Source organism: Ruegeria sp. BB7, assembly GCF_056539365.1.
Genome location: NZ_JBQFUV010000002.1, coordinates 259245 through 279174 on the forward strand (window position 1 = coordinate 259245; position 19930 = coordinate 279174).

Annotated in this window: 28 protein-coding genes; 6 read left to right on the forward strand and 22 right to left on the reverse strand. The window is 56.3% G+C overall.

Going from position 1 to position 19930, the window contains the following annotated elements:
- Positions 1 to 12 precede the first annotated feature (12 nt).
- The 22 genes from ACR0D7_RS06400 to ACR0D7_RS06505 form a co-directional block, all read right to left on the reverse strand.
- Positions 13 to 1542: a DUF935 domain-containing protein gene (locus ACR0D7_RS06400; RefSeq protein ID WP_480678237.1), complete on the reverse strand. Its 1530-nt coding sequence runs from the start codon at positions 1540 to 1542 to the stop codon at positions 13 to 15.
- Positions 1542 to 2975, reverse strand: a complete 1434-nt coding sequence (locus ACR0D7_RS06405) for a terminase large subunit domain-containing protein (RefSeq protein WP_480678238.1) — start codon at positions 2973 to 2975, stop codon at positions 1542 to 1544. The genes ACR0D7_RS06400 and ACR0D7_RS06405 overlap by 1 nt, the downstream gene beginning before the upstream one ends.
- A 217-nt stretch (positions 2976 to 3192) precedes the next feature.
- Positions 3193 to 3384 (reverse strand): hypothetical protein, encoded by a 192-nt coding sequence (locus tag ACR0D7_RS06410; protein WP_480678239.1) that lies wholly within the window; start codon positions 3382 to 3384, stop codon positions 3193 to 3195.
- Complete coding sequence (locus ACR0D7_RS06415) at positions 3384 to 3920, reverse strand: phage protein Gp27 family protein (RefSeq protein ID WP_480678240.1); 537 nt, start codon at positions 3918 to 3920, stop codon at positions 3384 to 3386. The genes ACR0D7_RS06410 and ACR0D7_RS06415 overlap by 1 nt, the downstream gene beginning before the upstream one ends.
- A 1-nt stretch (position 3921) precedes the next feature.
- Complete coding sequence (locus ACR0D7_RS06420; RefSeq protein WP_480678241.1) at positions 3922 to 4221, reverse strand: VpaChn25_0724 family phage protein; 300 nt, start codon at positions 4219 to 4221, stop codon at positions 3922 to 3924.
- Positions 4222 to 4569: a DUF2730 family protein gene (locus tag ACR0D7_RS06425; protein WP_480678242.1), complete on the reverse strand. Its 348-nt coding sequence runs from the start codon at positions 4567 to 4569 to the stop codon at positions 4222 to 4224.
- Complete coding sequence (locus ACR0D7_RS06430) at positions 4566 to 5093, reverse strand: hypothetical protein (protein WP_480678243.1); 528 nt, start codon at positions 5091 to 5093, stop codon at positions 4566 to 4568. The genes ACR0D7_RS06425 and ACR0D7_RS06430 overlap by 4 nt, the downstream gene beginning before the upstream one ends.
- Positions 5090 to 5590, reverse strand: a complete 501-nt coding sequence (locus ACR0D7_RS06435) for a glycoside hydrolase family 108 protein (protein WP_480678244.1) — start codon at positions 5588 to 5590, stop codon at positions 5090 to 5092. Before ACR0D7_RS06435 ends, ACR0D7_RS06430 begins: the two co-directional genes overlap by 4 nt.
- An 87-nt stretch (positions 5591 to 5677) precedes the next feature.
- The gene (locus tag ACR0D7_RS06440) at positions 5678 to 6064 is read right to left on the reverse strand and encodes a helix-turn-helix domain-containing protein (protein ID WP_480678245.1); all 387 of its coding nucleotides are present in this window, start codon (positions 6062 to 6064) and stop codon (positions 5678 to 5680) included.
- Positions 6061 to 6513: a gp16 family protein gene (locus tag ACR0D7_RS06445; protein WP_480678246.1), complete on the reverse strand. Its 453-nt coding sequence runs from the start codon at positions 6511 to 6513 to the stop codon at positions 6061 to 6063. The genes ACR0D7_RS06440 and ACR0D7_RS06445 overlap by 4 nt, the downstream gene beginning before the upstream one ends.
- A complete protein-coding gene (locus ACR0D7_RS06450; RefSeq protein WP_480678247.1) occupies positions 6510 to 6728 on the reverse strand; it encodes a hypothetical protein in 219 nt (72 codons plus the stop codon). Before ACR0D7_RS06450 ends, ACR0D7_RS06445 begins: the two co-directional genes overlap by 4 nt.
- 2 nt (positions 6729 to 6730) lie before the next feature.
- Positions 6731 to 7024 carry a hypothetical protein gene (locus ACR0D7_RS06455; RefSeq protein ID WP_480678248.1) on the reverse strand — a complete coding sequence of 98 codons (294 nt, stop codon included), beginning with the start codon at positions 7022 to 7024 and terminating at the stop codon, positions 6731 to 6733.
- Positions 7025 to 7036: 12 nt separating this feature from the next.
- Positions 7037 to 7690: a DUF3164 family protein gene (locus ACR0D7_RS06460; RefSeq protein WP_480678249.1), complete on the reverse strand. Its 654-nt coding sequence runs from the start codon at positions 7688 to 7690 to the stop codon at positions 7037 to 7039.
- Entirely contained in the window at positions 7687 to 7860 is a 174-nt protein-coding gene (locus ACR0D7_RS06465) for a hypothetical protein (RefSeq protein WP_480678250.1), read from the reverse strand. Before ACR0D7_RS06465 ends, ACR0D7_RS06460 begins: the two co-directional genes overlap by 4 nt.
- Positions 7857 to 8210 (reverse strand): helix-turn-helix domain-containing protein, encoded by a 354-nt coding sequence (locus ACR0D7_RS06470; RefSeq protein WP_480678252.1) that lies wholly within the window; start codon positions 8208 to 8210, stop codon positions 7857 to 7859. Before ACR0D7_RS06470 ends, ACR0D7_RS06465 begins: the two co-directional genes overlap by 4 nt.
- A gap of 8 nt (positions 8211 to 8218) precedes the next feature.
- On the reverse strand, positions 8219 to 9085 hold the full coding sequence (locus ACR0D7_RS06475) for a hypothetical protein (protein ID WP_480678253.1): 867 nt from the start codon (positions 9083 to 9085) through the stop codon (positions 8219 to 8221).
- Positions 9082 to 9825 (reverse strand): AAA family ATPase, encoded by a 744-nt coding sequence (locus tag ACR0D7_RS06480; RefSeq protein ID WP_480678254.1) that lies wholly within the window; start codon positions 9823 to 9825, stop codon positions 9082 to 9084. Before ACR0D7_RS06480 ends, ACR0D7_RS06475 begins: the two co-directional genes overlap by 4 nt.
- A gap of 59 nt (positions 9826 to 9884) precedes the next feature.
- Positions 9885 to 12047, reverse strand: coding sequence for a transposase domain-containing protein (locus tag ACR0D7_RS06485; protein ID WP_480678255.1), 2163 nt, complete (start codon positions 12045 to 12047; stop codon positions 9885 to 9887).
- The gene (locus ACR0D7_RS06490) at positions 12044 to 12937 is read right to left on the reverse strand and encodes a ParB/RepB/Spo0J family partition protein (protein ID WP_480678256.1); all 894 of its coding nucleotides are present in this window, start codon (positions 12935 to 12937) and stop codon (positions 12044 to 12046) included. Before ACR0D7_RS06490 ends, ACR0D7_RS06485 begins: the two co-directional genes overlap by 4 nt.
- Positions 12938 to 13056: 119 nt before the next feature.
- Positions 13057 to 13377, reverse strand: coding sequence for a hypothetical protein (locus tag ACR0D7_RS06495; protein WP_480678257.1), 321 nt, complete (start codon positions 13375 to 13377; stop codon positions 13057 to 13059).
- Positions 13374 to 13670 (reverse strand): hypothetical protein, encoded by a 297-nt coding sequence (locus ACR0D7_RS06500; RefSeq protein ID WP_480678258.1) that lies wholly within the window; start codon positions 13668 to 13670, stop codon positions 13374 to 13376. Before ACR0D7_RS06500 ends, ACR0D7_RS06495 begins: the two co-directional genes overlap by 4 nt.
- Positions 13671 to 13674: 4 nt before the next feature.
- Entirely contained in the window at positions 13675 to 13989 is a 315-nt protein-coding gene (locus tag ACR0D7_RS06505) for a hypothetical protein (RefSeq protein ID WP_480678259.1), read from the reverse strand.
- A gap of 161 nt (positions 13990 to 14150) precedes the next feature.
- Here ACR0D7_RS06505 and ACR0D7_RS06510 point away from each other — a divergent pair, with 161 nt between their 5' ends.
- The 6 genes from ACR0D7_RS06510 to ACR0D7_RS06535 all read left to right on the forward strand — a co-directional run bounded on the left by ACR0D7_RS06510 (position 14151) and on the right by ACR0D7_RS06535 (position 19903).
- Positions 14151 to 14486 (forward strand): helix-turn-helix domain-containing protein, encoded by a 336-nt coding sequence (locus tag ACR0D7_RS06510; protein WP_480678260.1) that lies wholly within the window; start codon positions 14151 to 14153, stop codon positions 14484 to 14486.
- A 94-nt stretch (positions 14487 to 14580) separates the two neighbouring features.
- A complete protein-coding gene (locus ACR0D7_RS06515) occupies positions 14581 to 15309 on the forward strand; it encodes a helix-turn-helix transcriptional regulator (RefSeq protein ID WP_480678261.1) in 729 nt (242 codons plus the stop codon).
- A 60-nt stretch (positions 15310 to 15369) separates the two neighbouring features.
- Positions 15370 to 16050: an acyl-homoserine-lactone synthase gene (locus tag ACR0D7_RS06520; protein ID WP_480678262.1), complete on the forward strand. Its 681-nt coding sequence runs from the start codon at positions 15370 to 15372 to the stop codon at positions 16048 to 16050.
- A gap of 418 nt (positions 16051 to 16468) precedes the next feature.
- The gene (locus ACR0D7_RS06525; RefSeq protein WP_480678263.1) at positions 16469 to 16858 is read left to right on the forward strand and encodes a DUF4440 domain-containing protein; all 390 of its coding nucleotides are present in this window, start codon (positions 16469 to 16471) and stop codon (positions 16856 to 16858) included.
- Complete coding sequence (locus ACR0D7_RS06530; RefSeq protein ID WP_480678264.1) at positions 16855 to 19644, forward strand: [protein-PII] uridylyltransferase family protein; 2790 nt, start codon at positions 16855 to 16857, stop codon at positions 19642 to 19644. The genes ACR0D7_RS06525 and ACR0D7_RS06530 overlap by 4 nt, the downstream gene beginning before the upstream one ends.
- Entirely contained in the window at positions 19631 to 19903 is a 273-nt protein-coding gene (locus ACR0D7_RS06535; RefSeq protein ID WP_170572199.1) for a hypothetical protein, read from the forward strand. Before ACR0D7_RS06530 ends, ACR0D7_RS06535 begins: the two co-directional genes overlap by 14 nt.
- Positions 19904 to 19930: the final 27 nt, after the last annotated feature.

Sequence of the window (19930 nt, forward strand, 5' to 3'; positions counted from 1 at the left end):
CAGCACATTACTTTACCCATTGACCTGGTCGCCTTCAGCTCGGGATTTAACAGCTGCTTTAACCAGGGCATCAATCAGCTTTTCGCTACCCATTCCAGGGAACGCCTCTTTGACAAGCTGAATGGCCTCTTCATAGCTGCTGGCCGTCTGCAGAAGATCCAGCGCCGGGTTGAGCGCATTGGCCAGTACATCTTCCCAGTCGGCATTCAACCCATCCTCGATGTCTGCAATGTCGTCATAAGGATCAGATTCGGTCGCGCGGTTGCGGGCCACGGCCGTGCCGCCGTCATCCTTCTTTTCAGGCCCGCCGATCACGTCGTCATCATCATCCGGCTCAGAAAATCCGAGACGTTGCCGGATCTCGGTTTGTTTGAACTTCACGCCGCGCTGCGCCATTCGGTCAACGTTCTGCATGATCATGTCGAGGTCTTCAGCCTCTTCGACAATGATCTCCAGCTTCGGGTACTTGGCCTGAACGCCGTAGTTGAGGTCCACGTAGGGTTTCACCAGATCCCGGTTTAGGGTGCCGGTTACAGATCGTGCGTCTGCCTGGGCGATGTCATGACGCACTTCGTTGTGGACATTGGCCTGTGACTCGGATGATCCGTTGTCTGAGGTCATTGTTTGACCCAGCACCGCCTTCGATATCTGTTCGTCTGTCCAACGCGCAAAGTTTTCAAAGATGTCATAACCGGGACCGGCAGCGATTTGCTCGAAGTCGATCTTCATGCTTTCCGGCAACACGGCGGCGGCATCAGTTCCGATATTGGCAACCGCGTTAAACAGGATTTGAACATCTTCAGGCGTGGCACTGGGACCGTAGCGGCCAAGGCGTAGCGGCAAGCCATAGGTTTCCACAAAGGCCATCCAGTCCTTGATCGTGTAGCCCTTGCAGCAAAAGCCGAATGCGACCAGGCGCGCGAGGCCCCCGCGAACAGGCAGGCCGGATTTCATCTTTGCCTTGTGACCGATCCACTTGAACGGAGCCAACGGAACACCGTCGACCATATCGTCCTCATCAACCAGGCGCACCTCTCGGCCGGTTTCTCGATCGAACATGAAGAACCGGGGGTCGCGGTGGATGAACTCTTGTATCGACCAGCTCCGCTTGCCCCGTCTCCAGTCAATTTCGACCTGACTGAAGCCTTTACCGAGCGCGTCCAGAAGATCCTCAATCAAATCTGCAAACCCGTCATGCTCGGCAATGTTTTCCCGCACGTCTTCTGCGATCTTCTTGTCTAGCGCACTGTCAGAGGCGGGTTTGACGATCGGGGCGACACCGGACACCGCGCGTTTGCGGATGCCCAGCACCGATTGATAGTGCATGTCCCGTTCTTCCATCTCTTCAGCCAGAACGAGATAGTCGTGAAGATTGCCCTCGGAGGCCGACGCCAGAATGCCCGCCAGACGAACGGGCGTCAGACCCGAGGCGACTGTTGGTGCCCATGCCTGCCGAATGCCAGTGATGCCCGGTTCGGCCACGCGCTTGACGAGGGTTTGTGTTCGGACAGGACGCCCGAATTGGTCCAGCAGCTTTGCCATTAAAACAGTCCTTCTTTGGCCCGAAACCCGGCCGTCAGTTTGATTGCCCTTTCAGCGTCAATCCCGCCACCCGGAGGCACCGAGCGATATTCAAATGCCTGGTATTCGGTTTGTGAGGCCGACACCGCCAACGCGGCCGCCCAGAAGCGGTCGGCGTGACCGTCCGTGTCCCCCTCGGTGACCAGGCGGCGAATGCCTGTTGCACCTGTCACGGATTTGACGGCATGCAGATCCGCGCGCAGCAACGGGTTGCCTTCCGGGATCAGTGTCCCGCGCTCTTCCATGCTTTCCTTCAGCGCGATCGCCAGCTCGAGCTTTGAGGCCACGCCGAACAGGATGCCTTCTACCCGGCTTTCGCCATGAGCTGCCTTTGCATCCTCGACCGGCTTTTCCCCCATGCCCGTCTGGTCCATGGCACAACGCACGACCCGGTATCGGCGGAACACATCAGCCAGCAGGGCATCCTGACGGGAAAACTTGATCTTCCGCTCTTCGATGATCTCGCGCGTGATCAACTGGCCATTGACCAGCTCAAGCACCCAGATCACGAACAGGTCGTTTCGGGCGGCGATGTCGACGCCGACAAAGCAGGGGCCGCCAGTATAAGCGGCGGGATGACCGGCGCGGAGATCCTCGCAGGACGAGATCAGCTCATAGGTCAGCCACGCGCTGGCGGCTTCCAACCATTTCAGCAAGAATTCCTGCGACCAGGCGTCTTCGTCGTTCAGCGCCTTGCGCAGCTCTTCTGGATCGACTTCGAGGCCCTGTTTAACGGCCTCGTAAATGTCCACATGATGCTTTGACCAGCCATTGTCGGCCGTGGTCATGATCTCGTAAAACTTGTTCCCTTTTCCGTTGCCCGTCGAGATGATGCGAATCTTGTGATTGCCGCGCGCCGCGACGGGAAAGGCAGACGCCCAGATCCTGCGGCTGTCGTTGTGAAAGGCAAATTCGTCCAGGATCAGGTTGCCGCCGAAACCCCGAGCTGCGTCGGGTGAGGCAGAGATTGCCGTTATCCGTGATCCACCCGGAAAGCGAACCTCTTGTGCCTTGTATGTGGCCTCTTCGACATGGACCTCATACACCTGACCCATTTGGATCAATTGCTTAGTATGGGCTGGGACAACAAAGTCCTCTTCGGTGAACTCCGGCCGACCGCGTTTGGCGAGTGTCGAATAGACCTCGTAATAGGCTTGGGTCATCGGGCGGACGGCTTCGTCGATCGCCTCTTTGGCCGTTCCCTCCGACCGGCTTAGGATTGTCCAGCGGGTCTTTCGCCGGTCAATCTCAGCTTTGATGCAATCGTCAACAGCTTCGCCACCTGTGGCAAAGGTCTTGCCGCCACGGCGGGTCATCATACCAATCTTGAAGCGCGCATCGTCGTTGATCCACGCTTTCTGGTATGGCAGGAAATTGATGACTTGTTCGGTCATTGAAACAACCGTTTCATGCGCTGTCGTCGCTCACGCGCCTGACGACGTTTTGTTCCAGCCCGCGCCGGTTTTCTTTCTGTGAAGCGATACACACGCTGCCACAGTTCTTTGGCGGTAATTGGCTTGCGATTGCGACCGGGGAGGTTGATCTGTTTGCGTAACACACCTTTGCGGCGGAACCGCCGAGCGATCTTCTTTGCTATGCGGGCAACAAGGCTCACTTTTTAGCCTTTCGCATGCCGATTAGGTACGGCTTGTCTTTCCACCACGCAACTGTGCACTGCATGCCAAGATGCACGAACCGCTGACGTTTGCCGAAAAAGAACGCCATTAACGAGGGCTTAAACGGACCCTTGCGCCAGTTGTAATCACCCACCAGCACCACGGTGCCGATCGCCATATCAGCCATCATCCAAATCCCATGATTTCGCGCGCCCGACGGGCAGCTTCTGCTTCGATGTCTCCGGCCGCAACGGCCTGATCCAGTCGCTCTGCTTGTTTGGCCTGTTCGGCCTTCAGTATGCCGTCACGTAGCGTGGTCGATCGGATCAGGTTGTTCAGCGCCGTGGTCAGATCCTTGACGCCGCGCGGATCGGGCAAGTTGTCGGGATCGGCCATCATCATCTGCAGCCGCCATTGGATCGTAGTGAGCTGCTGGAACAGGGCCGAGGTCACGTCCACCTCATCCTTTAAACTGGCTTCTTCAAGGAACGTGCGGATCTCGTCCTGCGCCTGCTCTTGCATCGTGGCGTAGTCCTGGAACTCCTGCCCATAGGCATGCACGGCCGACTTGCCGACGCGCAGCTCAAGCCCTTCCTCTTCAAGCCTGAAGTTCAACGCTTCGGTCAGATCCTCGTAACCGGAAAAGCCGCGTTCCTTCAGCTCCTCTTGAAGCCAACGGCGCAACTCAGCGGGTAGCAGGTCAATCTTGCGGCGTGGGGGCATGTTACGCCCCCGGCCGTGGGCGCTGAACGCCGTCATGTCGCGCCTTGCCTTCTGCGATCTCAACGCCGCGCGCGGTTGCAGTGACCACAATGAAGTCGCTGCGGTCCTCATAGGTGACCATGCCGTTTTCCTTCATCCAGGCAACGTCACCGGCCACCTGATCACGGGTCGATGTCACGCCGAACCCATTGCACACCTCGACTAGGATCGAGGCGTTGGACGTATACTCCGGGCTATCCTTCAGGAACTTCAGGATTGTCAGGCGGCGGTGTTTGGAGAGGGTGCTAACGTAGTCGCCCATCTATTTCTTTGCTCCATCAATAAGGTGGTCTTCGTGTCGGCCGACGACGTTTTCCAGTCGAGCCATGATTTTAGCGTTGCCGTCCATCATCGCGCGCATTTCGCCCAGCGTTCCGGTGACGCGCACCAGTTCGACTTGCAGATTGTGGATGTCGTCTTTGCCGGGCAGGGTCGCGACCGTGTGCTTCAAAGCCGCAATTTCCAAGTCCTGCGCATCCATGCGCTTAGACCCTTCCTTGAACCGGGTGTCGGTGTCTTTCTTCCGGTTCGCAATAAAGCTGTAGATCATCGCCCCGACGGATAGGAGGAAGGTGATAATTTTCAGCGCGGTGTCAAAATCGATTGTCACTTCGCGGCACCCTTCAGCTCCGCGATCATCGCGTCCTTGGATTTGGACCCGGTTGACGATCCGAAGAAGTAATTGCCGACCTGAGTGGTCATGGCACCCAGTGAACCCAGCATGATTAGCAACACTTCGCCGCCATTCTCTGGCAGGCCAAAGCGGAAGACGTAAGCCAGCACTCCGAAGAACCCAACAATGATCGCCAGCCCCAGAATGGTCGGGGTCCAATCCTTGATCTGAACCTGCCGTTGCCGTGCGCTGTTGCGGTCATCCGCCGCGATGCGTTCAAGCTGGATATCGGCGTCTTTCAAATGCTGTTTAAACTCGATTTCCAGCGCCTTCAGCTTGACCAAATCAGCACCAGACGCGGCGGCAACGGCGGCTTCGACTTCTTCGAAACTTGCATCGTCTTTACCAAGAAGCTTGCCTGCAATGGCTTTGGTCGCAACTCCGGCCAGCGGCCCACCCAGCGCTGTTGCGAGGGTGGGGGCGACAGTTTGAATAACCTCGATGAGCTTGCCGCGTTTCATGCCTGGACCTCCTCGAAGGCGTCAAGCGCACCCCGGATTACCCGTCGCAGCCAACCACGCCCGAAACGGTCAAAGTGTCCACGACTGGCGTAATAAAGGGCGCGTTCTGCCTGAAACCGCACGACGAGATCACGAGAGCGCCCCTGAGTTTTCATGGCTCGGCGTGTTCGAGGGCCGACAACCCCATCTGGTAATTCGCCCAATGCTTCTTGCATCAGCGGAATGGCGGTACGCGCACCCATGTTAACCAGGGCATCGAACAGAACATATGCAACCGGCCAGCTCAGCAAATCCAAACTGTAGGGTTCCCAATAGTCCTCGTGATAAATGGCTTTTGCCTGAGCTATTGTCAGGGATTTGATATCCACGTCGGGATGATATTTTTTGGCGATCCCGAATTTGGTTTCACCGCCAGGGTCACGTTTGTCATTCACGTAACCACCTTCTTCACCGATGATCAGGGTAAATGCCCGATCAAAGTTGGATTTGCTGCCCATTTGTATGCTCCGTAATTCCTCACGAAGCTATGCAAACGCGCGTAGCTTTAGCGCCCGGACAACTGTCGGGGTTACTCGGCTATTGGTTTAAAAAGGGAGCGTCGGCTCGTTGGTATTCCGAAGGCGCGCAACGGTACGTTCCACAGTTCTGACATGTACGTCAACCTCTGCGGCGATCTTGGAATGAGACAGACCTTCTCGCCAAAGGGCAATGATCCGCTCGCGGCGACCGGCTTCACCGCCAACATTGCCGCAGGGCACGACAAGTTTGCCATGACCTAGAAGTTTGATCAGCTCGGCGGCATCATCTGCGCCGAAGATCCGCACCAACTCTGATCCGGGCTTGGCGCTTTGTGGTATGTAGATTTCCCGCCCGCCACGTTCTTCCGCCAGGCGCACGGCAACCTCTTCGCTGATTTCCTCAGCGATCAGGGCCAGAACGCCTGGCAGATATGGCTTGAAGGGCAGGTTCATTTTTCCAGTGCCACACCTTCACGGCGGCACCAGTCTTTGAGTGCGTTGATCAACTGGCTGATCTGCCCAACATCGCGCAAAGCGTCGATATCGATCGGGACCGACTTCCATGTGCCTTCAAACCGTGACCGGACAAAGGCGTTAAGTCCGGCCCGGCTCGGGTCGCGAAGTTTGTCGGCTTCGCCCAGTTTTCGCCAGAGGACGTGGACCAGGCGCAGATCCGCGCGTGGTGCGGCTTTGTAGCGGCCATTTGAACCGGGTTTAAAGCCACCTTTCCAGCCCCGATCTACAAGGTGGTCAACAACCAACTGCAGCTCGGCCGAGTTCATGTCGCTCATCGACGCCTTGCCACAGGCCGCCATCTGGATGTCATGACGCGCGTCGGCATCCAGACCCAGATCCCGGCAGACCATGTGGATTTTCTTCTGTAGGGCGCGGGCAGTGGTCATTGGTTCGCTCTCACGAATTCAGCAGTACCCTGTTCGTTTCGCGTTACTTCGACCTCGGCGATTTGCTCCATCAGATGCTCGTCCAAACCAGATGCCGACGCCTCACCGCACAAAGTTTCAATCGCTTTGGTGTGCTGATGATAAAGCTCGGTCGATTTCTTCTGATGCGAAGCCAACAGGGCGCGCAACCGATGTTGAAATACGTCACCCGTCATGATCACATCCCCTCCAAAAACTGGCGCTGAATGACCTCGTCTATCAGTCTCTGGCGGTCCTGAAGTTCCAGCAAACTCTTACCGTGCAACTTAGCCAGAGACGTCAACGCACCGTCGTCAGCACCCAACAACTGCTCATCCAAATCCCGCGCCATAACCCGCGAGCTGCGCTGCAGAACTGCACCGAGACCGCCAGATATAGGTTGATCGGTGCCGCCGTGGCTGTTGTTGAGCATCACCAGTGATGCACCGCGCGCCATGGTTCCGCGTTCGTCGAAAGTGAATTCCCGGCTCATCGCGTTCTCCTCTCACGCCTTCGCCAAATCAATGGTAATGGCCTGCCAAGGTGCGTCAGGGGCAGGGCGCTCGTAGCAACGAACATAGGTCTTAGAACCGACAACGCGCATCGCGTCACGGGTTGCCTTCATGGCGCGCTGCCAACGCTCATCCTCGATTTCCAGCCGCAATAGCATGTAGATTTCCGATTGGTTGATCTGGCCTTCCTTGTCGGTATTGAAAGCTTTGGTGACGATCGCGCGGATCTCGGGGCGTGAGTCTGCCGCCCATTCGTTGAGGCATTCGTCCACCAGTTCCTTTGCGATCTGCAGTTCAGGACCAAAGTCGATATTGTCTGCGACCTGGACCGTCACCTTGAACAACCCGTCATGGGTCATCAGCGTTTTGTTGCCCTTCTTGCCGCCGAACGTCGCCTCATACTCTTGGGCAAGGATCGCCTCAAAGGCACCGATGTCGTCAAAGGTGTGCGTCTTGAACCGGCTGACCTGATCGGACAGGGCTTTTCCGTAGCCGATGATCTTACGCACAGTTTCGTCTTGCAGCTTGTCTTGCGGCTTCACCAACTCGATCGGCACCAGCGCGCCCTTGGTATTCGTCATGTAGGTTTGGCCACCAGCTACAACTTTTCCGTCGGGGATCAGGTGGGGTTTAAAGTGAGCGCTCATTGAATGTTTCTCCGGTTGGTAAGTTTCGAGTGAAGGTCGACCAGTCGTTGCAGGGCCGGGTAAAGGGGTGGGAGCAGCGACCAGATCACCCAGACGTAGGTCCCAGACAGGACGACAAGGCCAATCCAATCGGGAATGCCTAGTGAGGTCAGAAAGGGTTCCGAATTCATTTGTCGTCTCCGGTGTTTCGCGGGCAGCGACGGCAGGCGCTGAACATTCTGACGCGGATCGGGCTAGCCGATGCCAGGGACTTGGAGTGGTCTCGCCACTTCAGGCAGTCTTCGGCAGATATTTCTCCCAGTGCCGGGCATTGCACCGTGTCGTTCAGGTAGATTGCGCGCACACGTTCAGCGACGGTTTCCATGCGGCCGGGGTAAATGTTCCGGATCGTTTGACTGACGGTCGATGAGGACACACCCAGACGTTCAGCCACTTTGTTCTGTGAGGTTTCATCGCAAGCCTTAACCAGCGCCTCGATCCAGTCTGGAACATCGCCCCACTCGGCTCGTGCAGCTTCCATCCTGTCGCTCATCCCAGACGGCCCCCGCCGGTATGCACGATCCGGTCTTCGTTGCCGTCGATCACGACCGCCACGCGCTTCTTGATCGGTGGCAGCGGGCCAGTGTCTTTAACCAGACGATACCGAGTGCTGGACTTGGATTTGGCTTGGCGAACCTCCTGCAAATAGCCAGCTTTGTGGAGCATCTTGCAGTAGTCCACGATGTCCCGCAGCGTTATCGGAATTTCGTTGCCCGCCAATGAGGCCAAAATATCCTCGGCCGAGAAAGTTCTGCGAATTCGGATCGCGGTCCAAATGTCGCCGGGCTTGGTGCGGCGCATGTCCTTGGAGCGGTTGTGCTGTTCTTTGGGCGACAATGCCGTGTAGTACAAAACCCGGTTTTCCCGACCCCACTCACGAACAATGTCGGACGCCATCAGCTTCCGCAGGATCGAATTACGCTTGCTTTCCGATAGGCCGCAGGCTCGGGTAATATCAGCGGCCGTGAACCGGGCAACGCTTCGGGCAAACGTCCAGAAGGCCAGCTCGTCTTTGTCAACCGGATCATAGCTGTTAGCGGCCGTTTCTTCGTCCGTTTCTGCCATCGCCTTCAGTTTGGCTTCCAGACGCTGGGCCGACCACTGCTGGTCTTGTCCGATAGTCGAATTTTTCGCCGCTTCGGCATTGACGGTGTCAACGTCAAAAACCGTAAAATATTGGGTGCGCCCTTCGCGCGCGCAAAACTTCAGAACGCCGCTTTTCCGCAGGCGCAGCAGGTAGTTTTCCCGCTTCCAATCTGACCCCGGACAGGCGGCCGCAATCTCCTTGTAGGTCACGCGCGGCCAACTGTTCAGGAAGTCCCAGATTACTTTTTGCTCGGGGTCTTGGAAGTTCACAGCAAGCCCCTCCGGGGTGCTGGGGCCTCATTCCGCAGGAAGGGCGCATTGCCCCAGCTATCCAGCGAAATCGACGGCATATCCATTGTTGTGCTGCGGCGCTGAACATAGGCTAGATCGGTCACGGTGCGCCGCACGTTGCCGGTGTTGCGCTCGATGATATGCGCCAACAGGTCATCGCTGATCTCAACGTCAGGCGCGTAGATGCGGGCCAGATATTGGGCATCCTGAAGGGTCGCCGGTTCTGCCGGGACATAGCCCATAATGCGGCTGTCGATCAGCTCCCACTTTCTCAACTTTTGGGGCAGCTCTTCCATTCCGATCAGGATCACCGGAACGTCCGACCCGTCATGCAAATCTCGGATGACTTCGATCAGGCCGCGTGAAACGGCATAGTCGGCCTCATCAATTAACAGGGGGCGCTGTGCAATGGCCAAGTGCTCGCAGGCTTGGGCCATCATTTCCGCAAGCGTTTTTTTCGGCGCTACACCCAGTTCGCGCAGGATTTGATCCAGCAGCGTCTTTTTGGTCCAAAGCTTCTGAACCGAAATGTGAATTGCGTCCAAAGCTGCTGTGCAGTGGATCGCCGCATAGGTTTTTCCGTACCCCGGATAACCAAAAAACACTCCGATACCGGGCAGACCAAACTGGCGGCTTTGCACCTCTTTGATCAGTTTCACCAGCGATGCGACGTTGCGCAGTGGCTGAATGGTGTTGCCCAATGCCATGCTCTCTGACATGTTGTCTCCTACTTCTGCTCTGGCCGCCGTCTCGGAGTGAGGTTCGGACGGCGGCGATTTCAGGCTCGGCCCTTTCCAGCTCCGCCAAGGTCAAAATGTTCGCGCATTAACAGTTGCGTTTCGTATTCCGCAGTACTCGTAAAACCTTCCACCCAACGCGCCTCTGCGCGTCCGACAGGTTCGCCAGCTTCTGACCGGCGAAGAATGTCTTGGGCTTGTTCAAACCGGATATCGGCATCCTCAGACACTCGGAAATCCTCTGCATCCTCAGCCGCAGGTGCATTGTCCTGCTGGCTCTGCATGCTTAAAATCAGCGCTTGGTGTTCTTCATCCAACTCAGCGTCTTGAACGCTGTTGTAGACGGGCCGGGCAGGGGATGGCCCCGGCCGCCTGCCGAACATTGGTGCAACGACCTTGGCTTCCAGTTCTGGCTGTTCGGGTGCTTCCGGGTCCATATCGGCCGCGATTTCTTCGATCGAAACCGGGCGGCTGGCGTCCAGCAGGGCTTTCTCGGCCTTTTTGATCCGACGGCGGCGGCGGGCTTCTTCCCTCGCGCCTGCCAAGTCAAAGAACCCGACTTTCTGGCGGCACTCGGCAAAGCCAAGGAAGGCACCTTTGGTGTCGTAGATGTAGACACCCGCATGCAAATCCTCGGGGTTAAATCGGGCGATAACCTTTTGCCCGGCCGCTTCGCTCATCCACTCCGAATAGTAGTGGTTGCCGTGGATCTGCAATTGCCCGTTCTTGCGATTCAACTGACCGAGATGTTGCCCCATTAGCCAAAGTCGGCGCTGCTCTTCCGTGGCCTTGCGGATCGGCGCGGCCTCGTAGCTTTCCGAGAAGGTGGCTTCAAAACTGCGACCTTCTGCAGTGTGCGAAAGACGGCCTTCGCGGGCGTTGTGTTCTTCGATACCTTCGGAAAGAACCGCTAGAAAAGTATCAGCCGGAATGGCGCGACTGCCATAGTTTTCCGGCTTCGCGTCAGGCTTGTTGCCGACATAGGCACCGCTAAAGCGTGGGTCTTTGGCGACATCGCTGGCTAAGTCACGGAAAGCTCGCTCAATCGGTTTAGCCTGGCCGTGCGCAGGCTGCGCCCAATGTACCTTGATGTCCAACAACGGCAACACGCCGAGCGGATCATCCTCGCGCACCTTGAACCGGAAGCGGGTAGGGCTTCCGGCCGTCATCCACTTATTGGCAAACTCATGTCCATTGTCGAACAGGCAGTGTTTCGGGATGCCGAAGTTTTCGACCATCTCGCCAAATGCCGCCATGACCATGACCTTGTTCGGGTCGTGATCAACGCGCCATGACAGGATTTTTCCGGAATAAATGTCCTGAAACCCGACAATCTGGGGGCGGTTGACTGTCCCATCGGGCCAACGAACAAACACGTCGATCTTGTGGCAGTCGGCGTTGACACCTTCCATTGCTGTCATCATTGAGCGGTCGCGGATTTGCGAGGGAAAGCACCGCATCAAACCAATTTCGCCTTCACGGGCAAAAACCTGTGTGATCCGGGGAACTTCTTTTTCGATGCGCCGCAGAGCCGTGCGCTCGGTTAGTGTATCCCAGCCCTTTTTCTGCGCCATTTTCACAGCGAGGCGGTAACACTGTTTGAATGTGGGCTTTTCAAGGCGAAGATAAAGCCCCTTTAAATGCTCCAAAAACTCTGGTGAACACGTCGCAATGGCCTTTTTCCGCTCGGCCATGCGGTTGCGAGGGGCGAGATATGCAAGGCGGTCCTCATCGGCGACACCTTCGACCATTTCGATCCAGTTGTAGATCGACCTGGCGGAAATGCCCTCCTGTCGTGCGGCCGCATCCACTGCCTGAACATGTTTCAGACCCGTGCTGTAGAGCGTCTCTACAAGCTGAAGGATCTTGAGGCGTTTGGCAGCAGTCGCTTTTGTGGCCTCGGGAAGTCGATCAAAGATTGCCCATGCGTCTCCGCGCTCGAGCCGTTTCTTTGTGGCTTTAGCCTCGGGTTCGGCAGCTTCCTTCAGCAGCACTTGACGTGCTGCCAGCGGTAGCACCGACCAATGGTACAGCCAGCCGCCTCCGCGCCCCTGTTTCTTTCGTGTGCAGCCCGGCACGGTGCGCCAGCGCAGTTGATCAGCAAGGGCATTGATACCGCGTTTGGTGCCTGGTAATTCAGGCAGGCCCGAAGTGGCCAATTCCTCGGCACTCCACCATAGTTTGCGGGGTTCGATACCACTCATGCGCGGGCCTCCCGATCATGTGCTTGAAATTGAACAACTTCGCCGGTCTCGCCTTCGCAGTCTGAAAGCAGATCCTGCAGCTCGCTCAGATGCGCGGCCACAAAGCGCCTGCGCGCCTCTTTCGGTGCCCGCACCCATGCGTCAGCAATCTTGTTCTGAGCCGTCTCAGCCGGGCTGACAGCCGCCGCTCCAGGCTGTTTCTTCTGGGACAGCGCGTCCTTGGCCGACTTGGCCTTGCCAGAGCTGAGAGCTTGCACAATTCCGAGGCGCTCGGCAGTGTTTCCACACTTCGCAATCTCGGTCAGGTCTGCCAGCGTTACCGGCTTTGGGGCTTCGCGCAGCATGTGGATTTCATCTTGCCCGAGCTGCTGACCAGCGGCGACAAGGCGGCGAATGTTGCGATTCGAGGCCCCCATTTTCTCAGCGGTTGAGGCCACAAACGATGCGACGGACACATCGTCCGCCGCATCCCAACGCTTGGCCGCCAGCTCCGCTCCGGTGGCCGCTTTGGTCTGCGGGAATGCGCGCTCGTAGACCTCTTTGCGGCGGGCCAGAAAGACACACAATTCCAACATGCTCAGCTCCGCATGGGCCAAGTTGTCGTCAATCTCTGCCAGCTCTGCCCATTCATCTGTGCAGTCCCAGATTTTGGCCGGGATGGTTGCGCGGCCAAGGGCTTTAAACGCTGCCGTGCGATGCCCGCCCGCGATAAGGCGAAGTGCGCCACCTTTCTTGATTTTGCGCACATGGATTTCATTGTGCAGGCCGACTGTTTCGATCGACTGTTTGAGGCTTTCAACGGCGGCGTCGGAAACGGGTCTGAGGCGGTCTGATACCTCGATCTCATCTATCGGGATTTCTCTGGTTTCGATCAGCTTTGCGTCACGCATTGGGATGCTCCAATTATTTGGATTAGAGTTTGAAAGTTCCGCAGGCCCAGCCTCTGCGTCTTGATGCGCCGATTTGAGGGAACTGGATTGTGTGTTCGTCTGGGCCTGTTGGTCGTGCATTAGAGTTTACCTGTAACCTCCGATTTCAGGTGGTCATGGCAACGGTCCAGGATGCCGTTGCCGAACAGGATTTTTACGTGGGCAACCACGCGATACATTGCAGTCACTTCCGCTTCCGTGGCTTCCAATTCTTTGTCGGCCAAGGCGTCAGACGCTGCCGAGTTGCCCTCGGACATTGCTGTCATTCGTTGCAGCCTGACCGCTGAGGATTGACCCTCAAGAGCGGACAATGTTGCAATTTCATCCATGAGGTCTTTCAACCGCTCTGCATCTGTCAGCGGCGCGTGGGTGAGGGCAACGAGGGTGCTATCGGCGGTCATTGGAAAGCGCTCACGATAAAGAGAAACAGGTAAGGGATGGCAAAGACGCAAACCGCGCCAATGATGTCGCCGACCCACTCGAAAATCGATCGGCTAGAAAGGTGTCCCTGACCGCGCCCAAAAATAGTGAAGCGGTCAGGGGCTAGCGACGTGAGTGGTCGGCATTCGGTTTCTTTAAAAGGCCCTGACGGCAGCATCCCTGTGCCGTCAGGGCAGGTGCCCAGGGAGGACAGAGCCAAAGACGATGCGTCTTCTTCGCCCTGGGGGGGAGTAAATGTGTGGTGCTTTGTCATGACGTCACTTCTGCTTCACGCCATGGATGGCCGGGTCGTAAACACCCTTTTCTTTTAGGTGCGGAATTACGTCCTCTTCAGGATTCTCAATCTCGCATCCAAGAGTGAACAGGATGCAACGCATCATTTTGGTCGATGGATTTGGGTCCTCGGCCGTCAGTAGGTGACTAATGTAGCGACCGGTGTAACCGCACAGAGTCCCTAGCTGGTTCAGGGACACGCGCACTAGGCCACTGTTCCTGCGCTCAAGTTCCTTTCGAAGAAACTCTTGGAACTTAAGGCCGCTCATAGGCGCTTCTGGTATCTTTTTGCGTGACATAATGCCCTCCGTTAATTCTAGAGGATAGAAATATATGTCTAGGTTAGCAACCTATGTTTAGTAAAAAATAGAAATATTTTTCTAAAAGAGCGAACTCAAGAGGGGATCGTGCAGATACATTTCCATTTACAAGAAATATATTTCCGTGAGAGAGTGCGCGCATGAAGAAACCTGGTAGCAAGAATAAGCGGGAACTGGAGCCTTGGCGCGTAAAACTGCGGCAGGCTTTAGATGCCCGATCGCTAAACTACGGCGCGATCTCCGAGGCAGCGGGGTTCAACGCTGAATATGTAAGCAAAATGCTCAACGGCCGGATCAATCCAACTGTCGATAAAATCTTAGCTATTTGCGAGGTAGCTGGGATAAAGCCCAGTTTCTTATTCTTGGAAGATGATGTCAGTGACGACACAAAACGTGCGCTGAGCGAAGCAATGGATATTCCCGAAGAGGATGCCTCGCTAGTAGCGCGACTTCTCGCCAGCGCCAAACCTAAGTGATTCTGCCTCTTCCATAGCCTTTCTAAGTTCGTTTCGAGCGGTTCCGGGGCTTATCTTGTCTAGTCGTTGAAGGTTTTCAGCGATAATCATCAGCGTGTCAGCGGTTATTCGTGATGTGTCGGCCTTGGGCTTAGAATTTATCACTTGTGATACTTTTCTTGTTAAATTATGTAGCACGCACGATACACGCTATGCGAGCACTGCCAATATGATAAGTGATACTAATCCACTCTTTTTTTCAGTCCTCACGAGGCTGTCAGATGCGGGCTTTTCGATAGGGGTGGGCTTCGATAAAAACAAACCTCTCTTTGTGCATTCAACATACAGCAAAGATTGGGTCGACACCTATGTTGACAAGAGTTTCCTTCTTAAAGACCCAACGATTATCCACGGTCAAAAGGTGTCTGGTCATTTCACATGGTCAGAGCTTCAACGCCTCTATCCCGACAACCCGGTTTTTCCGGAAGCAAGAAATTTTGGATTGACTGAGGGCAACACCTTGTCGCTCAAAATCGATGGGGTGCGCACGATTGTTAGCGCATCTGGACCTCGGTGGTCACCAACACAACTGCGCCAAGCGAGAGCTGCGGCCAGTGCGATTCATCACATTGAAGCACCTGAACCGTTTCCATGTGTTCTAAAGCTAGGCGAACTGGAGGTCGTTTCGTTAATGGCCTCGGGTCTCAAAGATCAAGAGATCGCAGGCGCACTAAGTTTGAAGATCGAGACTGTCAGGAAGAGGCGTCGATCTGCTTATGACAAATCAGGAGCGCAAACTTCCGCCGCATTGGTATCAGTTGCGATAACAAACGGCTGGATCTAACAAGTTTTCTGACACTTTTATTCAAACGTGCGGTTCCATGCGGGCAACTAGGAGGCCCAAATGGAACTACACACATTTCACTTCACCGAACTGCATAAACATGGTGATTGCTTCACCAGCTATTTGTCATTGCGCAAGCGCCAGTTTGTGGACGAACTGGGCTGGTCGCTGGCCCATGATGGTCTGCATGAGATGGACCAATACGATCATCCGCTGGCGGTATACTCAATCGTGACGATTGGAGGTAAAGCCGTCGCAGGAGGCAGGGCACTGAGTTGTGCAAGCGATTGGATGGGCTGGACCTACATGCTCAACGACGCCCATCTCAAAAAACTGAGTTTCATACCGTGTGACCTCATGAGCGAGTACCCGGTCGATGGCGGGACATGGGAATGCACGAGATTGGTTCTGGATGACAGTTCAATAAGCGCAGAAGAGCGTATGTTGGCTTTAAAGTCCGTTGTTTTTGGCCTGTGTCAGATCGCAAGGCGAAATGGCGGGCAATGGTTGGTCTCACTATCACCAGTCAGCTTCGGGCGCTTGCTAAGATCGATCGGGTATGATGCTCAGCCATGCGGCACACGTTATGATGGCGTTGAAGATAGACGGGCTTATCGCCCGTTTAAGATGACCTGCGATCCAATGGTTAACTATTCGCTGTGCTCACCTATTCAGGCGGGAGGCGGCGTCGGGACAAGCGGGCACTCCCTGTTGGACCGCTTGATGGAAACCGCCGCTTAGGGCTCAAAATCGCTTCCCAGTTTAGCCGGGTGCCCGATTAGTTGGACACTCGGTAAGCCACAGTAAAATAACGGAAAAGCTTGTTTCTGGGAACTGACGCACATTCTGGGAAGGAAATTTCCCGGTTCTGACTACTCGGCGACGCCGTTTCTTAGTGACGCTATTGCGCCCTTCTACTGCCGTCGCCCTTATTTACATGGCGCATCGACGGCTCAGATAGGTTTGCAAACATTGGAGTCACAAAATCAAGTCGGCCTTCGTAAAGCCCTGTTTCAACGGTGTTTGAAAACCAATAGGTTGGAACACATTGGAATCGTTGGAGGTACTTATGACCCCTTATTTTAAACACCTGTCCGTGTACTTCCGGGGTAATTCGGCATGTTCCGAGTTACTGTAAATAGATGTGTCAAACTACAAAATGTCTGCTGTAGAACGAAAACCCGCCCCGTCGCTTGCCGAAATTCTGGATCTGGAAAAACAGGTCTGGACCGCGCTGGTCGAAGGAAATGCCCAGGCGGACCGGGCGTTGTTGAGTGCGGATTTTCTGGGCGTTTACCCCAGTGGCTTTGCCAATCGCGATGATCACGTCGGCCAATTTGCGGATGCGTCGACGATGGCCCGGTACGAGTTAAGCGAAACGCAGTTGCGTGTTCTTACCTCTGATGCAGTTTTGCTATCCTATCGCGCCGACTATCAGCGACCCGAAAGTACGACGTGGGAGGCGATGCTGATTTCGTCTTTGTGGGAGCGTCGCCACGATGTCTGGGTCAACAGTTTTAGCCAGGACACCCCGTTGGAGGTTCAATGACCGACCCGTTTTCAATTCACCGGGTTCCGCGCGCTTTTGACAAGTCGTTAGGCGATGAGGCGCTGAAAGCGGTTTCGGATATGACCGCCGAACAAGGGGAACTGATCGCCGGGACGGCAGGTTCCAGCCCTTATCTGAAGGGCCTGATCGAGAGTGAGGCCGCGTGGTTGTCGCAAGCTTTGCACCAGCCCGATCAGGCATTGACGAATGTAATGTCCCAAGCGCGTAGGTTGCCGCCAGACCAGCTTAGGCCTGGATTGCGGCAGGCCAAGCGGCGCGTGGCGTTGCTGACGGCTCTAGCCGATCTGGCAGGGGCGTGGCCACTTGAAAAAGTGACTGCCGCGCTGACCGATTTTGGTGCCTTGGCTGCGGATGTGGCGGCTAAGGCTGAGATCGCTGCACTGATCCGGCGCGGCAAGCTACCTGGGGTGACTGAGGAAGACGTGGAAACTGCTGCTGGAATGATCATTCTGGCTATGGGCAAGATGGGCGCGCATGAGCTGAATTACAGTTCGGACATCGACCTGATCGTTCTGTTCGACGAAACCCGATTTGATCCGGATGAGTTTTTTGATGCGCGGCAGGGTATGGTGCGGGCAACGCGCAACTTCTGTGCCACGCTCAGCGACAAGACGGCTGATGGCTATGTGTTCCGTACAGATTTGCGTTTGCGACCCGACCCGGCGGTGACCCCTGTCTGTTTGGCCACAGAGGCGGCAGAGCGCTACTACGAGAGTCTTGGTCGCACTTGGGAACGCGCGGCGTATATCAAAGCTCGCCCCTGCGCCGGGGATTTGAAGGCAGGACAACGGTTTCTGGATGCGCTACGGCCCTTCGTGTGGCGTCGGCATCTGGATTTTGCGGCCATTCAGGATGCTCATGACATGCGCCTCCGTATCCGTGAAAATAAAGGCACGGGTGGTGCGCTGACCATTCCGGGTCATGACATGAAGTTGGGGCAGGGTGGTATCCGCGAGATCGAGTTTTTCACCCAAACCCGCCAATTGATTGCGGGCGGACGTGATCCTGATCTGCGTGTGCGAGGCACTGTGCCTGGTCTGGCGGCGCTCGCCGAGAAAAATTGGGTTCCGCAGGACGTGGCCGCGAAGCTTACCGACCACTACCGTGCCCACCGTGAAGTTGAACACCGCATCCAGATGGTGCACGACGCGCAAACTCATAAGGTGCCACAGTCGCCAGACGGGATTGAAAGGGTTGCCTGCCTGATGGGGGTCGACAGCACCGAACTGACCTCCGAACTGACCCGACGCCTGACTGAAGTACATGAGCTGACCGAGGGATTTTTTGCCCCTGGGTCTTCAACGCCCATTCCAGCGAAAGAGGCCGATTTCGACAAAAGCGTTCTGGCCCGCTGGCCTACTTATCCGGCACTGCGGTCGCAGCGGGGCGCGCGGATCTTCGAACGTCTCAAGCCAGAGCTTCTCTCGCGCCTATCGAAAACCGCGAAACCGGATGAGGCGCTTTTGGCGCTGGATGGGTTCCTGTCGGGCTTACCCGCTGGGGTGCAACTGTTTTCCCTGTTCGAGGCCAATCCTCATCTGATTGATCTGTTGGTGGATATTGTAGGCACTTCGCATGCTTTGGCAGGGCATCTATCGCGCAACGCGTCGGTCTTTGATGCTGTAATTGGCGGCAGTTTCTTCACCGACTGGCCGGGTCAGGTGGCCTTGCAGGCCGAGTTGGAGCGGGCCCTTGATCAAGAATCTGATTATGAAACCCAGCTCGATTTTGCGCGCCGCTGGTGCAAGGAATGGCATTTCCGGATCGGCGTCCATCACTTGCGCGGTCTGATCGATGGCACGCAGGCAGGGCAACAATATGCTGAACTGGCGAGTGCAATCATTGCAGCAATCGTGCCATGCGTTACTCGTCAGTTCGCAAAGAAACACGGGCCTGCGCCGGGACGGGGTGCGGCCGTTCTGGGCATGGGCTCGCTGGGAGCAGGGCGCATCAACTCGCAATCCGATCTGGATATGATCGTGATCTACGATCCAATGGACCAGGATATGTCAGACGGCCCGCGCCCGCTGGCGACACGCACCTATTATGCGCGGTTTACTCAGGCGCTGATCACAGCGCTTTCCGCTCCGATGTCGCAGGGGCGGCTCTATGAGGTGGACATGCGCCTGCGCCCGTCGGGAAATCAGGGGCCGGTGGCAACCAGCTTGAACAGCTTTACCAACTACCAGCAGAACGAAGCCTGGGTGTGGGAGCATCTGGCGCTGACCCGCGCCCGTGTCGTAGCAGGAGACGAAGGGCTGGCGAACGATATCGAAACCTTCCGCGCCGAGTTCCTGTCGAAGCCCGAAGATCACCAGAAGGTGTTGCACGAAGTTGCTGAAATGCGGTCTCGTTTGGCAGCTGCGAAATCTCCGGCGGGGATTTGGGATGCCAAGAACGGCGCAGGTCGGATGATGGATATTGAACTGATGGCTGAAACCGGAGCGCTGTTGTCCGGTATCGCTCAGCGCGACGTATCCGCTGGACTGGACGGGGCTGTCGTAGCCGAATTACTGGACGTCGCTCAGGCGCAAACGTTGAAAGACTGCTACGACCTATTCTGGTCGGTGCAATGCGCAGCCCGGCTACTTTCCGGCAAGGTCATCGACGCTGACAAGATCGGCGAAGGTGGCACCGCGTTCCTGTGCCGCGCCACAGGGTTTGAGCAGGTCGAGCAGCTTCAGGCTGCGTTGCAGGAAAAATACACCGCAGCGGCCGATATCATCGGTCGCGTCATCGGAAGGGCGAAAGATGCCGCGCAATGACGATCCAAACGATCACAAGGGCCTGATCCGCGAAGCTTATCGGATCGAGGGCATCACCTTGCCCGAATGCCGTAGCATCTTTTTGGACTGGGCGCTCAGCCTGCCTGCAGATAGGGACCAAACGCAGGCCCTGACCGAATTGCACACCTTGTATGCTGAGCAAGAAGCTGATCACCCGATGACTCGGGTACTGGCCGAAGGGCTGAAATCCGCACAAGCACCGAAACGGCGCGGTGGGTGGCGGTCTCGCCCCCGCTAGGGCTTTTCCCTCGGCCCGATCGCCACT

Bases quoted from the DNA above. Each gene is read 5' to 3' on its own strand.
- ACR0D7_RS06400 (WP_480678237.1), bottom strand. From the start codon at position 1,542: ATGGCAAAGCTGCTGGACCAATTCGGGCGTCCTGTCCGAACACAAACC.
- ACR0D7_RS06410 (WP_480678239.1), bottom strand. From the start codon at position 3,384: ATGGCTGATATGGCGATCGGCACCGTGGTGCTGGTGGGTGATTACAAC.
- ACR0D7_RS06455 (WP_480678248.1), bottom strand. From the start codon at position 7,024: ATGAGCCGGGAATTCACTTTCGACGAACGCGGAACCATGGCGCGCGGT.
- ACR0D7_RS06510 (WP_480678260.1), top strand. From the start codon at position 14,151: ATGAAGAAACCTGGTAGCAAGAATAAGCGGGAACTGGAGCCTTGGCGC.
- ACR0D7_RS06465 (WP_480678250.1), bottom strand. From the start codon at position 7,860: ATGAATTCGGAACCCTTTCTGACCTCACTAGGCATTCCCGATTGGATT.
- ACR0D7_RS06520 (WP_480678262.1), top strand. From the start codon at position 15,370: ATGGAACTACACACATTTCACTTCACCGAACTGCATAAACATGGTGAT.
- ACR0D7_RS06450 (WP_480678247.1), bottom strand. From the start codon at position 6,728: ATGACGGGTGACGTATTTCAACATCGGTTGCGCGCCCTGTTGGCTTCG.
- ACR0D7_RS06500 (WP_480678258.1), bottom strand. From the start codon at position 13,670: ATGACAAAGCACCACACATTTACTCCCCCCCAGGGCGAAGAAGACGCA.
- ACR0D7_RS06525 (WP_480678263.1), top strand. From the start codon at position 16,469: ATGTCTGCTGTAGAACGAAAACCCGCCCCGTCGCTTGCCGAAATTCTG.
- ACR0D7_RS06535 (WP_170572199.1), top strand. From the start codon at position 19,631: ATGCCGCGCAATGACGATCCAAACGATCACAAGGGCCTGATCCGCGAA.
- ACR0D7_RS06495 (WP_480678257.1), bottom strand. From the start codon at position 13,377: ATGACCGCCGATAGCACCCTCGTTGCCCTCACCCACGCGCCGCTGACA.
- ACR0D7_RS06470 (WP_480678252.1), bottom strand. From the start codon at position 8,210: ATGGAAGCTGCACGAGCCGAGTGGGGCGATGTTCCAGACTGGATCGAG.
- ACR0D7_RS06530 (WP_480678264.1), top strand. From the start codon at position 16,855: ATGACCGACCCGTTTTCAATTCACCGGGTTCCGCGCGCTTTTGACAAG.
- ACR0D7_RS06440 (WP_480678245.1), bottom strand. From the start codon at position 6,064: ATGAACCTGCCCTTCAAGCCATATCTGCCAGGCGTTCTGGCCCTGATC.
- ACR0D7_RS06445 (WP_480678246.1), bottom strand. From the start codon at position 6,513: ATGACCACTGCCCGCGCCCTACAGAAGAAAATCCACATGGTCTGCCGG.
- ACR0D7_RS06485 (WP_480678255.1), bottom strand. From the start codon at position 12,047: ATGAGTGGTATCGAACCCCGCAAACTATGGTGGAGTGCCGAGGAATTG.
- ACR0D7_RS06405 (WP_480678238.1), bottom strand. From the start codon at position 2,975: ATGACCGAACAAGTCATCAATTTCCTGCCATACCAGAAAGCGTGGATC.
- ACR0D7_RS06435 (WP_480678244.1), bottom strand. From the start codon at position 5,590: ATGGGCAGCAAATCCAACTTTGATCGGGCATTTACCCTGATCATCGGT.
- ACR0D7_RS06505 (WP_480678259.1), bottom strand. From the start codon at position 13,989: ATGTCACGCAAAAAGATACCAGAAGCGCCTATGAGCGGCCTTAAGTTC.
- ACR0D7_RS06415 (WP_480678240.1), bottom strand. From the start codon at position 3,920: ATGCCCCCACGCCGCAAGATTGACCTGCTACCCGCTGAGTTGCGCCGT.
- ACR0D7_RS06420 (WP_480678241.1), bottom strand. From the start codon at position 4,221: ATGGGCGACTACGTTAGCACCCTCTCCAAACACCGCCGCCTGACAATC.
- ACR0D7_RS06480 (WP_480678254.1), bottom strand. From the start codon at position 9,825: ATGTCAGAGAGCATGGCATTGGGCAACACCATTCAGCCACTGCGCAAC.
- ACR0D7_RS06490 (WP_480678256.1), bottom strand. From the start codon at position 12,937: ATGCGTGACGCAAAGCTGATCGAAACCAGAGAAATCCCGATAGATGAG.
- ACR0D7_RS06460 (WP_480678249.1), bottom strand. From the start codon at position 7,690: ATGAGCGCTCACTTTAAACCCCACCTGATCCCCGACGGAAAAGTTGTA.
- ACR0D7_RS06430 (WP_480678243.1), bottom strand. From the start codon at position 5,093: ATGAAACGCGGCAAGCTCATCGAGGTTATTCAAACTGTCGCCCCCACC.